We start from the raw sequence: 12922 nt of genomic DNA, 5'->3' as shown, positions 1-12922 counted from the left end.
TGATGGGCGGTTGGCTGGGGGAATGACCGGTAGCGGTGCTATCGTCACTCCCTATGGGCACCTTGCTCACCAAACGGCGCGCGGTCGACCTGTGCCGCGTGGCCACCTGCTTGTGTCGCTCCGCCTAGTCGCGGAGCCAGCTGCCCGTTCCCTCTGTTCGTCGCGCGGTTCCGCATACCCCGTGCATGTCGACCCTGTCCAACCCGGGTCGCGCGCGGTGCGAACCGTCTGGTCGCCGTGCGTGGCTCACCCGACCATCTAGGGAGAACTCATGAGTCGCGACTCCGCGCTCGTCACGGCCGAGTGGGCTGAGAAGAACCTCGATACCCCGGGGACCGTCTTCGTCGAGGTCGACGAGGACACCGCCGCCTACGACGCCGGCCACATCCCGGGCGCCATCAAGCTTGACTGGCGGACCGAACTGCAGGACCCGGTCCGCCGGGATTTCATCGACAAGGGCCAGTTCGAGGAGCTGCTCTCCCGCAAGGGGATCAGCAACGACGACACGGTCATCCTCTACGGCGGCAACAACAACTGGTTCGCCGCGTACGCGTACTGGTACTTCAAGCTCTACGGGCACCAGGCGGTCAAGCTGCTCGACGGTGGTCGTAAGAAGTGGGAGCTGGACAACCGCAGTCTGGTGACCGAGGTGCCGCAGCGGGCGGCCACCAGCTACCAGGCGCAGGAGCCAGACCCGGCGATCCGTGCTTTCCGGGACGAAGTGGTCTCGGCGATCGGGGTGAAGAACCTGGTCGACGTCCGGTCGCCCGACGAGTACGCCGGCCGGTTGCTCGCCCCCGCTCACCTGCCGCAGGAGCAGGCGCAGCGGGGCGGCCACATCCCGAGCGCGCTCAGCGTGCCGTGGAGCAAGGCGGCCAACGAGGACGGCACCTTCAAGTCCGACGACGAGCTCCGCGAGCTGTACGCGGAGGCGGGCCTGGACGGCAGCAAGCCGATCATCGCCTACTGCCGGATCGGTGAGCGCTCCTCGCACACCTGGTTCGCCCTGCACGAGCTGCTCGGCTACGCCGACGTGAAGAACTACGACGGCTCCTGGACCGAGTATGGCTCGCTGGTCGGGGTGCCGGTGGCGGTCGGCGACGAGCCGGGCGGTAACGCATGAGCGCGGGTGCGGCCCCGGGTCAGGCGGCGGCGGCCGGCTGCGCCGCTCCCGACCAGTCGGCTCCACTCTCCGGTGTGGACCTGGAGCGGGAGACGGTGATCACCGGTGTGGTCCGGACTCTCGACTCCGCGGAGCCGGTGGCCGGTGCGTACGTCCGGCTGCTCGATCGCAGCGGCGAGTTCGCAGCCGAGGTAGTCAGCTCGCCGGAGGGGGTGTTCCGGTTCTTCGCCGCCCCCGGCTCGTGGACCGTGCGGGCGCTCTCCCGGCACGGTGACGGTCAGGCTGAGGTCGCCGCGGAGCGTGGCGTGAACGAGGTGGCGCTGGCCGTCTCCTGACCGCCGTAGGGCGCCAAGAGTACGTGGTCCGCTCCAGGCGGACCACGTACTCTTGTTTTTGATCTAGTCGGCGAGTGGGCCGGCCATGGCAAGATTGCTGGGTGCGGATGACTGGTAAGCGGCGCTGGTGGGTCACCGGCCTGGTGGCGATCTGGGCGGTGGTGTTGGTGGCGGCCGCGGTCTGGTCGGCGCAGTATGATCCGCCGACCGTGCGGGGGCAGAGCGATCTCACCGTCGGTCGGGAGACCCTCGACGAGGCGGTCGAGACCATTGGTTCGGTCGCCGGGGCTCAGGTGGCGGTCGAGATCGAGCCATACCAGCTGACCGCCGGCTGCCGGCTCACCCTCGCCCGGCCCGGCACGGAGGTAGACCAGACCTTGGTGTTCACCGTCCCCGCTGGCGAAGAGGAGCCGTTGCTGGAGCAGCTCGTCGACGAGCTACCAGCCCAGTGGGGCGCCCGGTACAACCCCAACCGCAACCGTTTCTTCGCCGACGCTGGCGACTTCGTGGCGATCCGCGGTGAGGTCGCTGGCGAGGGTGAGGTCCGGTTGACGGTCAGCACCGGCTGCCGGCCGGCCGATACCACCGTCGACGAGTAGGCCGGGGCTGGCCGATCGGGCCGGGCTAGTAGACCAGCGCCTGCGCGCCCTCGGCGAGCGACTCCTCCACGAAGACCGCGGCGCCGGCGATCATCACCCCCGGCAGCAGGTCCGCCTCGGTGATGCCGCGCCGGGCCGCGCACTGGGTGCAGAGCCGCACCTGCCCGCCGGCGATCACCGCGGCGAGCAGCTCCGGCAGCGGGGCCGAGTGGGGCAGCTCGAACTCGGCGGCCCGGTCCGGCAGCGCGAACCAGGCCGATTCGCCGGTGAGCCAGAGCGACACCTGCGCGCCGGCGGCGACCGCCGTCGCCGCCACCGTGAACGCCTGCGCACACCGCTCCGGCGCGTCCGCGCCAGCGGTAACCTTGACGACCAACGCTCGGGTCATACCCGACAGCATAGGATCGGCGGGATGGTTACTGAGATCGGGTTCGTAAGCCTGCTGGTGACCGGGTTCGGCGCACTCGCCGGGGGCCTGGTCTACCTCGCGATCAGACTGGGGCGTAGTCGATGACCGCCGAGATGGAACCGCCGTGGCTGCACGCGCCGCCGGTGGAGCCGTACCCCTATCAGGACTCCGACGATGTCGAGAGCGGGCCGCCGCTGCATCCGGCGCTGGCGCCGCTGCGCGCGTACGTCGGGCGTTGGCGGGGTCGGGGCCGGGGCGGCTATCCCACCATTGAGGATTTCGACTACGCCCAGGAGATCCGGATCAGCCACGACGGCCGACCGTTCCTGGCGTACGAGTCGCGCGCCTGGCTGTTGGACGAGCGCTCGCAGGCGATCCGGCCGGCGGGTCGGGAGAGCGGTTGGTGGCGACCGGTGATGGTGGACGGCGAGCCGACCGGCGAGCTTGAGGTCCTGCTCACCACCCCGACCGGGATCATGGAGCTGCACGTCGGCCGGGTCAGCGGTCACCAGGTGGAGCTCGCCACCGACGCGGTGCTGCGGACCACCACCGCCAAAGAGGTTACGGCCGGCAAGCGGCTCTACGGCATCGTCGAAGGGGCGCTGCTCTACGCCCAGGAGCTTGCGGCGGTCGGCCACGGGCTGGCGCCGCATCTGTCGGCTCGGCTGACCCGGGCCTGATCGGCCAGCGCTGGCCGGCACAAGTGCTCTTCGGGGCAGTGGTCACCGGGGCAGTGGCGGTGCGTCGAGGCCGACCGACTCGCCTTCGGTGTAGACATCGCCGTGGAGCCGTACGTGGGTGATGTCGGCGTGCTCCGGCAGGTCATAGCTGAGCACTGCGGTCGCCGCCGTGCCCGGCGGGAGGGTCCCGAACGGCGCCGGCTCGCCGGGCACCGGCAGGTGTCGTAGCCCATCGGGGCCGGCGAGGTGCTGCCGGTCGCCGGGGATCGTCGCGGTGGCGGTCCCGTCGTTGCGAGCTCCGATGGTCACCTCGCACAGCCGGCCATGGGTGGTTTCGCCCTGCTCATCCGGTCCGCACCGGATCTCATGGACGATGAAGGTGATGTGGCCGTCGGTGACCTCGGCGCCGAGTGGATGGCCGATCGCCGCATCGGCGTTGCGTTCAGCGAACCTCTCCACCCCGAGCGCCAGCCCTGCCGGAGCGAAGGCGAGCAGGGCGAGTCCGCCCAACGCCACCGACCCGGCGGTGATCGCCCGCCAGTGTTCCTGCCATATCGTCGCCGCCACTTGCCGGGCGGTCGATCCGAAGCGATCCGGTCCAGACACAGGCTTCCCCCGTCGCCGCGATCGTCGCGTTAACCCTAGAACAGGAAGTTACCCGCCCAAAAACAAGATCATTCACATTTCGCCTCAACTACCCTGCGGAGTCAGAGGCTTTACGGCGCGTAAATGGTTATATGTCAAGACAATCCTCTTTGGTAGCTCCGTGATCAAAGTGACTGAGTGGCTGCTATAGGCGCCACTTAGTCACTTTGATCACGGGAGTAGCTGGAGTTTCGGGTCGACGAGCCAGACCGTCAGCGACGCCCGAGCCCCAGGCGCATCCGATCGGCAGACCAGGTGCGGCCACTGCACCAGGCACCCAGGCTGGTCGGGAGGCTCGCCGCCAGCGGTGGTCAACGGGATGATGCCGGACCGGTCCGGACGCAGCACCCCCAGCCGGGGGCCGGCGTCGCCCGCCGCCCGGAGCGCCAGCGTCGGGGCGTCGGCGGAGGCCTCGACGTCGGCGCCGGGCGAGCCTGGCACCAGCCGCCAGTCCGAGAAGGTCGCGACCGTCTGGCCGGTGTCGGTCGCCAGTAACCGCTGGGGCCCGCGCGGATCGGGCCCGGCCACCACCAGCAGGTGGTCGCTGAACGGATGCTCCCCGGCCGGGGCATGCCAGATGATGTACCGCACCGGATCGGCGGCGGTCCAGCGCTTTTCGCCGGTGGCGGGATCCACTCCGTGCAGCACCCCGTCACCGGCCAGACAGAGCAGTTCGCCACAGCGCACCGGAAACACCGCATCGTCGGGGCCGATCTGGGTGTCCAGCTCCCAGCGCAGCGTCAGCGACTGCGAATCGAACGCCCGCAGTCGGGCCACCCGCTCCTGGAAATCGAGCTGCTGCACCAGCACCGCCGAGTCGATGGTTTGCAGGTGCGAGATCACCCACGGGGGTTCCGCCGCTTTCGTGGCGGCGACCGGCTCGCCGGTGGCGGGATCGAATCGGATGAGCTCACCCTCGTGGGCCCCGTAGACCCGGCCCTCGGCGATGTCAGCAGTGACGTGGCTGAGGGCGGCCGGCAGCTGCCACCGCGGCGACCCGGTGGTGGGGTCGACAGCGGACAGAACGGGAGCGGTGGAGAGCGGCCGCCCGTCCTCCCGTTGCTCCAGCACCACGAGCTCGTCGCCGACCGCGGCCGGTGACCCGGCGGCGGTCCACAGCAGCTCACCGGTCTGCCAGTCCAGCGCGCTCGTGGTGCCCTCGCCCAGGTCGAAGGAGGTGGTCAGCACCAGCCGGTGGCCGGCGAAGGACCGGAAGTGGTGGTCCGTGCCCGCGGGGATCTCCGAGCGCCAGGCGGTCCGGCCGGTGGACAGGTCGTGCGCGGTCACCCGCGCTGTCTGGTCCGGTGCGGAGTGGATGGTGTAGACGTGGTGATCGTCGAGGTGAAAGGCGTCGGCGCTGGTATGGAACACCACTCGGGCACTGGCTGGTGGCGGTGGGGCTCCGGTCAGCGTGAGCAGCAGGACGGCGATCAGCCCGGCTCCGAGCCCGGCGAGGACCGGATTCGGGTAACCGGGCCGGTGCCGGAGCCGGGACCGCAACGACTGCGCCGCTGCCTGCTCAGGAGGCGGCGGATGATCAAGGTTGATCTCGGCCGGCATCCGGGCGCTAGATCGGGTGGCCGGCGAGGCGTTGCAGGTCGGCGGTTAGCGGAGACGGTTTTAGCGCGACCCCGTCCAGCTCTCGCACCGCGGCGACCCCCCGCACCGACGAGACCAGCCACACCCCGTCCGCGGCGGTCAGCTCCTCCGGCTGGACCAGCTGCTCCGTGGCGCGGCAGCCGAGGTCAGCCGCGTGGTCCAGCAACCACCGGGCGGTAGTGCCGGGCAGCACCCCGGTCTGGTCGGCCGGGACCGTGCTCAGCGTCTCATCCCGCAGCCAGCACAGGGTCGAAGTAGGCGCCTCCAACGCGTACCCGTCGGTGGAGACCCACAGGACGTCGTCGAGTCCTTGTTGGGCAGCCCACCGCTGGCAGGCCATGTTTACCGCGTACGACAGCGCCTTGACGCCACCGAGCAGCCAGGGGGCGCCTTCGCGCACCGCCACCGGGAAGCCGAGCGTGGCGGTGGCGACGGTGAGCCCTTGGGCGCGGGCGAGCCGGGTGGCGTCCCGGATCGGCGCCAGGGTGGCGAAGACCGTGGCCGGTCCCCCCCACTCCGGGCCCCGGGTGCAGACCAACCGCAGCGCACCCTCCTGATCGGCCGGCCAGCCCCGCAGCGCGGTCTCGGCCAGCTCCCGCAGCACCGAACGCTCCGGCAGCGGCAGCTCCAGGCGCGCGGCGGAGTTGACCATCCGGGCCAGATGCTCGTCGAGCAGCCACGGCCGCCCACCGCGGACGTGCATCGTCTCGAAGACGCCGTCACCGCGCAGGACGCCGAGGTCGTCGGCGCGTAGCAGCGGCGTGTCCACCGGAACTCGGCCGCGACCGAGCATCACCACCACGGGTTCGATCACCCGGGCAGCCTACCGCCTCAGGTAAGCGCGGCGACGAGTTGCCGGGCCAGCGGCTCGTGCTTGGCGTAGTGGTCGGGGAAGGCGGAGACCTGTACGGTCTGCGCGGCGACCGTGACCGGCAGGTTCTCCCAGCCCGGCACCTGCTGTAGAGCCTGGTAGAACGTCCGGGTGGAGTGCTCCGGGTCCATGCACTCGGCGACGGTGCCCCAACCGGAGATCGGTCGCTGTTGGAAGATGCCGACCGAGTCGTGGTCGTAGCCTTCGCCGTCGTTGGGGATCTGGTACGACTCCGGGTACGCCGGGTTCGCCAGCACTCGTAGGTTGCTCTCCTGCAACGCAGTCGCGATCGCCACCACGTACGCCTGCTCTGGCAGCCCTAGCTCCTGCCCGACCCGGACGATGGTTCCCGCGTGCTCCATCTGTCGTTCGTTCAACCCGCCGATCGGTGCCGGTGGAGTATCTGGAGTGGACTCTTCGGCGGCCTCCTCGGCCGGCGGCTCGGGCTCCGGCTCGGGTTCCGGCTCGGGCTCGGGTTCGGGTTCCGGCTCCGGCTCCGGTTCGGGCTCCGGCTCGGGCGGTCGCAGCTGCGGCGCGGCCGCCGCCGGCCGGGGGGCTGCCGGGGGTTGGACCATCGCCCGAAGCAGGGATCGGGAACTGAGATCGGCGGTATCCCGCCGCTCGGTGAGCACCTCCGGGGCATCGTCGGCGGCGGCGCTGGCGGGCTGAGTGCGGTGCGCCGAGTTGGTAGCCACCAGCGCCGGTGCGATCGCCAGCAGCATCAGTAGCGCGACAGCGAGCGAGGCGCGCCGGGCGCGGAGCCGGACTGCCTGCGGGATTAGTTCGGCGCGGCGGCGCAGCGCGGCCCTCGCCGGGGCGCTGCGGCGGTGAAGCCAGGTGTAGCCGGGGGCGGCCGAGCGGACGCGGCGAGACCAGCTGGTGACGGTGTCGGCGAGATCGGCGGTGTGGTCGGCGAGCCAGCCGAGGGTCGGCCGCAGCCACCGGCGGCGGTGACGGACGGGGGTGGCGGTCGATCGGCGAACGTGACGCTCTCGGGGGGGCTGGGGGGTTTGCATTGGGTCAGGCTAGGCGCGGATCTGAAGCTAAAACACCAGGTCACGGCGTGTGCTCCATCACTGTTCATGAGTATTATCGGCGCGTATGCGCCGCCCTTGGCCCGGCCAAGGCGAAGTCCGTTTTTTCGGACTTAACCGAGATTTCAGTGGGGCTGGGCACGGTCGGCGCGCGGCGCCGGCCGGACTATCATCGAGCGGTGCCGGAGACATCGTTGGCCCAGGTGCTGCGTTCGCGCGGGCTCCGGATGACGCCGCAACGGCAGTTGGTGCTGGATGCGGTGCGCCGGCTCGGCCATGCCACGCCCGAGCAGGTGCACGCCCTGGTGCAGCAGGCCGCGGACTCGGTCAATATCACCACCGTCTATCGGTCGTTGGAGTTGCTCGAGCAGCTCGGCCTGGTCACCCACACCCACCTGTCCCACGGCGCCCCCACCTACCATCCAGCCGAAGATCATCAGCACGTTCATCTGGTCTGCCGTAGCTGCGGCGCGGTCGCCGACGCCGATCCGGAGCTGCTCCGGCCGGTCGCCGAACGACTGCACACCGAGCGTGGCTTCCAGGTGGACATCGCCCATATCGCCCTGTTCGGGCGCTGCGCCGATTGTGAGGCGGACCAATGAGCCAGCCGGTGTCGACGACCGGATTCCCCACCACTGCGGTGACCGTGGCTGCGCTCGACCCGGCGGCGGTCGACGCACCGGCGGCGGCCCACTACGGCGATCCGTTGCGGGAGCAACGACTCCTCGCCACCGAGGTGGGGATCGTCGACCGGAGCCATCACGAGGTGCTTGCGGTGCCGGGGGAGGAACGGCTGAGCTGGTTGCACAACCTGACCACGCAACACCTGCTTGAGCTGCCGCGGGGGGTGGCGACCGAGACGCTGGTGCTCTCCCCGCACGGTCACGTCGAGCAGCATGCGACCCTGCTCGACGACGCGGCCACCAGCTGGCTGGTGACCGAGCCTGGCGCGGCGGCCGGGCTGCTCGATTTCCTGACCAAGATGCAGTTCCTCACCCGGGTGGAGCCGCGGGAGGCCAGCGCCGAGCAGGCGTTGCTTTCGTTGCTTGGCCCGGCCGCCGAGCAGGCGCTCGCCGGGCTCGGGGTGGCCGTGCCCGGCCCGCCGGAGTTCACGCCGGTGCCGGGGCCGAAGTTCGCCACCGGTGCGGTGCCCGCCCGGCCGACCGGCCGATACGACGCCCAAGAGTTCCCCGGCGGCGGCTGGGTCTGGCGGGACCGGCTCGGCCTGCAGTTGTTGGTGCCCCGGGGCCAGCTGCCGGAGGTGGTGGGCGCGCTGCGGGGAGCCGGAGTGGCCGCCTGCGGGATCTGGGCCTACGAGGCGCTGCGTGCCGCCGCCCGGGTTCCGCGGATCGGACTCGATACCGACCACCGGACTCTGCCCATGGAGATCGACCTGGTGGCGCCCGCAGTCCATCTAGAGAAGGGTTGTTACCGCGGTCAGGAGACGGTGGCCCGGGTCCATCACCTGGGCCGTCCGCCGCGCCGGCTGGTGCTGCTGCACCTCGACGGCGTGACCACCGACGAGCTGCCGGCGTCCGGGACCCCGGTGGTCGCCGGCGAGCGAGGCGTCGGCTTCGTGGGGACCGCCGCCCGCCACTACGAGCTGGGCCCGATCGCGCTGGCGGTGGTCCGCCGCAACGTCGCCGACGACGCTGTGCTGCGGGTCGGCGACGCGGCAGCCGCCATCGACCCGACCGTGGCCCCGGGACGTTCCTGACCGGTGGCGGCACCCGTACCGCAGCATCGCCCTTTATGCTCATGATCGTCGGAGCAACGCAGCTGCGGCGGAAGGGAGCGGTGAGCCGGTGACCGGAACCCTGATCACGGTCGCGCCGACCGGGGCGGAGGCGGCGAAGGCTGAGGTGCCGGCGCTGCCGGTGACCCTTCCGGAGCTGGTCGAGACCGCTCGCGGCTGCCAGGCGGCGGGCGCCAGCATGATCCACGTGCATATCCGCGACGCGGCTGCGCAACCCACGCTCGATCTGGGGCTGCTGCGGGAGACGGTGGCCGCGCTGCGGGACGCGAGTGAGCTGGTGGTCCAGCTCTCCACCGGCGGTGCGGTGACCGATCCGTTCGCCGACCGGCTCCGGGTGCTCACCGCCGAACCGGATATGGGCTCCTGCAGTATGGGCACGGTCAACTTCGGCGATGAGGTCTTCCACAACCCGTGGCGACTCATCGTCGACCTGCACACCCAGGCCCAGCAGTACGGCGTCGTGCTGGAGTACGAGATCTTCGACCTGGGTCACCTGTGGAGCCTGGAACGGCTGCTGGACCAGCATGGCCTGCCGGCCGGCGGCCACGTCCACGTCGATCTGGTGATGGGGGTGCCCGGCGGCATGCCCGGCACAGCGGAGGCGCTGGTCGCCGCGGTGGCCGCGATGCGCAACCTGCCGGCCGGGTCGACCTTCTCGGCGACCGGGATCGGCCGTACCACGCTGCCGGTGATGTTCTCGGCGCTCGCTGCGGGGGGTCACCTGCGGGTCGGGATGGAAGACACCCGGTCGTACGCGAAAGGGGAGCCGGTGGAGTCCAACGCCCAATTGGTCGCCCGGGCGGCGGCGCTGGCACGCCTGGCGCAGCGGCCGCCGCTGTCGCCAGCGGCGGCGCGGGAGCTGTTGGGGGTGACCCGATGAGCTACCGCGGCGGAGTACCGGTAGCGGAGGTGACCCGGTCGGACTTTGTGGAGAGCCGGCACCACGGGTCGGTGGTGTTGTTGGACGCCGCCGGGGAGACCGTGGCCGTGACCGGGGATGTGACCTCGGCGATCTTTCCGCGCTCCTCGAACAAGCCGCTGCAGGCGGTGGGGATGGTGCGCAGCGGGCTGCGGCTGGCCGAACCCGCCGAGTTGGCCCTGGTCTGCGCCAGCCACTGGGGCGAACCTCACCACCTCGACCGGGTACGCGCGATGCTGCGGCACGGTGGACTCACCGAGGAGGCGCTCGGGTGCCCACCGTCGCTGCCGTTGGACGACGACGCCCGGGCGGCGGTGCTGGCGGCCGGCGGCGGCCCCACCCGGGCCCAGATGAACTGTTCCGGCAAGCACGCCGGGATGCTGCTCACCTGCCTGGTCGCGGGGTGGCCGATCGAGGGCTACCTGCGCCCGGAGCATCCGCTACAGCAGCGGCTGCAGGAGGCGGTCAGCGAGGGCACCGGCGAGCCGGTCGCCGCGGTAGGCGTGGACGGCTGCGGCGCCCCGGTCTGCTCCGCCTCGTTGACCGGGCTGGCGCGGGCATTTCTGCGGCTGGTCGGCGCCGAGGCGGGCAGCACGCAGCGGGCCATCGCGGATGCCATGCGGGCCCACCCTGACCTGGTCGCCGGGACCGCTGCGACCGCGGTCGACACCCGGCTGATGAGCGCGGTGCCGGGGTTGTTGGCCAAGAGCGGCGCCGAGGGGGTCTCGGCGGTGGCGGTGCCCGGAGTAGGGGCGGTCGCGCTGAAGGTCGATGATGGCGCTGCCCGGGCTCGGCTGCCGGTGCTGGTCGCGGCGCTGCGGCAGCTGGGGGTCCCGGCCGAGCAGTTGGCGGAGCTGGTCGACTCCCCGGTGCTGGGGGGCGGCCGGCCGGTGGGGGCGGTCCGGTCGTTGGTGTGCGTCGAGTCACGCTAGCTTTCGCTAGCAAATGCTTGCTGGAGTTAGCGGGGCACGTTACCGTCGAAGGGTGAGCGAGCAGCAGCACCATGAGGCGCCGGAGGGGCCGGACCAGCAGCGGCTCGGCCGCGAGGTCGGTGACTTCATTCGTGACCTCCGGCGCAGCGCTGGGGTCTCGCTGCGGCAGCTCGCGGCGAAGGCCGGCGTCAGCAATCCCTACCTCTCCCAGGTCGAGCGGGGCCTGCGCAAGCCGAGCGCCGAGGTGCTGCAGCAGATCGCCGGTGCGCTGCGGGTCTCGACCCCGGTGATGTATCTGCGGGCCGGCCTGCTCGACGCCAAAGACCGCGAAGGGGTGTTGGCCGCGATCGCGGCCGACCCGGAGCTCACCATGGCGCAGAAACAGTCGCTGAGTCAGATCTATGAGACGTTCCGGCGCGAGAACGCCCGGAGTGAACCCGAGCCAGATCGGGAGGAGCAACCATGACGACCACGGGCACCAGCAACCAGAAGCGAGTACGACTCAAGACCACCGAGCTGCCCAAGCCGGTCTACGCTGCCGCGGGCGCTGGCGACCTCGCGTACCAGCAGCTGCGCAAGCTGCCGGAGGTGGCGGCACGGACCATCCGCACCGCCAGCGAGACCGCCGACGAGCTGCGCCAGCGGCTCGCCGCCCAGGAAGAGACGGTCAGCATCCGGGTGCGGGCCTCCGCCGAGCGGGGTCGTTCCCGGATGCGCGAGACCGCGCTCGCCGCCCAGCAGCGCGCGGTCGCGAGCTACCACAATCTGGTGGCGCACGGGGAGCGGGTGGTCGCCGACCGGGCCGGCGCCGGCCCGGACGAACCAGCGCAGGTCGAGGTGATCGTCGGCCCGGTCCAGTCGCACGATCAGGCCAATGGAGCCAGCGCCGATGCTGGTCAGAGCCGCCCGACCGGTGCCTGACCCACTGGTTCGACGCCCCGCCCCAGGGGATGTTCGACGTTCCCGGGGGCGGGGGCATACGCTTCGGTCATGTGGCATGTAGCCGTCTACGAGGCGATCAACACCCTGATCACACTGTTTGCGCTGGTGCTCGGGGTGATCGCGTTCATCCATTGCGCCACCCAGCGTTCGGACGCCTTCTCCGCGATCAACACCATCCAGAAGCCGGCGTGGCTGGCGGTCCTCGGGGTGGCGACGGTGATGGCGTTGTTGACCCAGGGATGGTTGTTGTTCAACCTGATCGCGATCGGGGCGGCCGCGTTCTATCTACTCGACGTTCGACCCGGCCTGCGGGACATCGCCAACGGTCACGGCTCCTGGTGACCCCGGAGCGCCGTGATATCTTAGCTATCAGGGTCAGATATATCTGATAGCGAGGTGGTCCGGTGTCGCGGTTGCTGGTGGATGTGGACGATGACGCGCTGGCGGAGGCGCAGCGGGTGCTCGGCACAGCCACCAAGAAAGACACCGTGAACGCCGCGTTGGTCGAGGTTTCGCAGCGGCTACGTCGGCTCCGGGCCCTAGACAAGCTGGCCGCCATGGGGCAAGCGGGGGACTTCGACCCGTTGTTTGACAAGCAGCACTATCGGCCTTGATCACCTATCTCGTCGATACCTCTGCGGTAGTCCGGATGCTCACCAACCGGCAGGTCCAGCAGCGGTGGCAGGACGAGTTCGAGGCTGGTGTGATCGGCATCTGCGACCTGGTCGAACTAGAACTTTTGTACTCGGCACGTTCACTGGTCGACCGGCGCGACAAGAAGGACGCCTTCGGGCAGCTCTTCAGCTGGGTCACCACCCCGGACGCAGTCTGGTCCCGATCGCATCGGGTGCAACAGCTACTGACCGAGCGCGGCGAGCACCGCAGCGCCGGGGCGGCGGACCTGCTGATCGCGGCGACCGCTGAACTGAACCGGCTCGTCGTGCTCCACTACGACCGCGGCTTTGACGCCATCGCCGCCGCAACCGGCCAGCCGGCCGCCTGGGTGGCTGAGCCCGGCAGCATCTCCTAGTCACATCTCCTAGCCACATCTCCTAGCCAACGCGTGCATCGTTGGACC

20 protein-coding genes are annotated in these 12922 nt (G+C 70.6%); 15 read left to right on the top strand and 5 right to left on the bottom strand.

What is annotated here, in order from left to right; all coding sequences use genetic code 11:
* The first annotated feature begins 53 nt into the window (after nt 1–53).
* From JQS43_RS26400 to JQS43_RS24160, 4 genes are all read left to right on the top strand, one after another.
* Nucleotides 54–128, top strand: a complete 75-nt coding sequence (locus JQS43_RS26400) for an Ms5788A family Cys-rich leader peptide (protein WP_420847718.1) — start codon at nt 54–56, stop codon at nt 126–128.
* Nucleotides 129–271: 143 nt separating this feature from the next.
* On the top strand, nt 272–1123 hold the full coding sequence (locus JQS43_RS24170; protein ID WP_239676658.1) for a sulfurtransferase: 852 nt from the start codon (nt 272–274) through the stop codon (nt 1121–1123).
* Nucleotides 1120–1458 (top strand): DUF1416 domain-containing protein, encoded by a 339-nt coding sequence (locus JQS43_RS24165; RefSeq protein WP_239676657.1) that lies wholly within the window; start codon nt 1120–1122, stop codon nt 1456–1458. The genes JQS43_RS24170 and JQS43_RS24165 overlap by 4 nt, the downstream gene beginning before the upstream one ends.
* Before the next feature lie 101 nt (nt 1459–1559).
* Complete coding sequence (locus tag JQS43_RS24160) at nt 1560–2057, top strand: hypothetical protein (protein WP_239676656.1); 498 nt, start codon at nt 1560–1562, stop codon at nt 2055–2057.
* Between the two features lie 25 nt (nt 2058–2082).
* On the opposite strand, the gene JQS43_RS24155 is transcribed toward JQS43_RS24160, so the two are convergent.
* On the bottom strand, nt 2083–2457 hold the full coding sequence (locus JQS43_RS24155; protein ID WP_239676655.1) for a DsrE family protein: 375 nt from the start codon (nt 2455–2457) through the stop codon (nt 2083–2085).
* 12 nt (nt 2458–2469) lie between these two features.
* On the opposite strand from JQS43_RS24155, the gene mtfM reads away from it, so the two are divergent.
* Complete coding sequence (gene mtfM, locus JQS43_RS26145) at nt 2470–2571, top strand: small membrane protein MtfM (protein ID WP_275580969.1); 102 nt, start codon at nt 2470–2472, stop codon at nt 2569–2571.
* Entirely contained in the window at nt 2568–3146 is a 579-nt protein-coding gene (locus JQS43_RS24150) for a heme-binding beta-barrel domain-containing protein (protein WP_239676654.1), read from the top strand. Before mtfM ends, JQS43_RS24150 begins: the two co-directional genes overlap by 4 nt.
* A gap of 42 nt (nt 3147–3188) precedes the next feature.
* On the opposite strand, the gene JQS43_RS24145 is transcribed toward JQS43_RS24150, so the two are convergent.
* The 4 genes from JQS43_RS24145 to JQS43_RS24130 all read right to left on the bottom strand — a co-directional run bounded on the left by JQS43_RS24145 (nt 3189) and on the right by JQS43_RS24130 (nt 7277).
* Complete coding sequence (locus JQS43_RS24145; RefSeq protein WP_239676653.1) at nt 3189–3713, bottom strand: DUF4352 domain-containing protein; 525 nt, start codon at nt 3711–3713, stop codon at nt 3189–3191.
* Between the two features lie 249 nt (nt 3714–3962).
* Entirely contained in the window at nt 3963–5351 is a 1389-nt protein-coding gene (locus tag JQS43_RS24140) for an outer membrane protein assembly factor BamB family protein (RefSeq protein WP_239676652.1), read from the bottom strand.
* A gap of 7 nt (nt 5352–5358) precedes the next feature.
* Entirely contained in the window at nt 5359–6204 is an 846-nt protein-coding gene (locus tag JQS43_RS24135; protein WP_239676651.1) for an aminotransferase class IV, read from the bottom strand.
* Nucleotides 6205–6221: 17 nt separating this feature from the next.
* On the bottom strand, nt 6222–7277 hold the full coding sequence (locus JQS43_RS24130) for a peptidase M23 (protein ID WP_239676650.1): 1056 nt from the start codon (nt 7275–7277) through the stop codon (nt 6222–6224).
* A gap of 197 nt (nt 7278–7474) precedes the next feature.
* On the opposite strand from JQS43_RS24130, the gene JQS43_RS24125 reads away from it, so the two are divergent.
* The 9 genes from JQS43_RS24125 to JQS43_RS24085 all read left to right on the top strand — a co-directional run bounded on the left by JQS43_RS24125 (nt 7475) and on the right by JQS43_RS24085 (nt 12874).
* The gene (locus JQS43_RS24125; protein WP_239676649.1) at nt 7475–7897 is read left to right on the top strand and encodes a Fur family transcriptional regulator; all 423 of its coding nucleotides are present in this window, start codon (nt 7475–7477) and stop codon (nt 7895–7897) included.
* 8 nt (nt 7898–7905) lie between these two features.
* Nucleotides 7906–9012 (top strand): CAF17-like 4Fe-4S cluster assembly/insertion protein YgfZ, encoded by a 1107-nt coding sequence (ygfZ, locus tag JQS43_RS24120; RefSeq protein ID WP_420847622.1) that lies wholly within the window; start codon nt 7906–7908, stop codon nt 9010–9012.
* Between the two features lie 88 nt (nt 9013–9100).
* Nucleotides 9101–9931 (top strand): beta-keto acid cleavage family enzyme, encoded by an 831-nt coding sequence (locus JQS43_RS24115; RefSeq protein ID WP_239676648.1) that lies wholly within the window; start codon nt 9101–9103, stop codon nt 9929–9931.
* Entirely contained in the window at nt 9928–10902 is a 975-nt protein-coding gene (locus JQS43_RS24110; protein ID WP_239676647.1) for an asparaginase, read from the top strand. The genes JQS43_RS24115 and JQS43_RS24110 overlap by 4 nt, the downstream gene beginning before the upstream one ends.
* A gap of 52 nt (nt 10903–10954) precedes the next feature.
* The gene (locus tag JQS43_RS24105; protein WP_239676646.1) at nt 10955–11368 is read left to right on the top strand and encodes a helix-turn-helix domain-containing protein; all 414 of its coding nucleotides are present in this window, start codon (nt 10955–10957) and stop codon (nt 11366–11368) included.
* Nucleotides 11365–11823, top strand: a complete 459-nt coding sequence (locus tag JQS43_RS24100) for a hypothetical protein (protein ID WP_239676645.1) — start codon at nt 11365–11367, stop codon at nt 11821–11823. The genes JQS43_RS24105 and JQS43_RS24100 overlap by 4 nt, the downstream gene beginning before the upstream one ends.
* Nucleotides 11824–11892: 69 nt before the next feature.
* Nucleotides 11893–12186, top strand: coding sequence for a DUF2516 family protein (locus JQS43_RS24095; RefSeq protein ID WP_239676644.1), 294 nt, complete (start codon nt 11893–11895; stop codon nt 12184–12186).
* Nucleotides 12187–12248: 62 nt separating this feature from the next.
* Nucleotides 12249–12458: a type II toxin-antitoxin system VapB family antitoxin gene (locus tag JQS43_RS24090; protein ID WP_239676643.1), complete on the top strand. Its 210-nt coding sequence runs from the start codon at nt 12249–12251 to the stop codon at nt 12456–12458.
* Nucleotides 12455–12874 (top strand): PIN domain nuclease, encoded by a 420-nt coding sequence (locus tag JQS43_RS24085; RefSeq protein WP_239676642.1) that lies wholly within the window; start codon nt 12455–12457, stop codon nt 12872–12874. The genes JQS43_RS24090 and JQS43_RS24085 overlap by 4 nt, the downstream gene beginning before the upstream one ends.
* Nucleotides 12875–12922 lie beyond the last annotated feature (48 nt).

The organism is Natronosporangium hydrolyticum, from assembly GCF_016925615.1.
In the GTDB taxonomy this organism is placed as follows: domain Bacteria; phylum Actinomycetota; class Actinomycetes; order Mycobacteriales; family Micromonosporaceae; genus Natronosporangium; species Natronosporangium hydrolyticum.
Note: the sequence above shows the minus strand (reverse complement) of the source record. Positions and strands in the feature narration are given on the sequence as shown.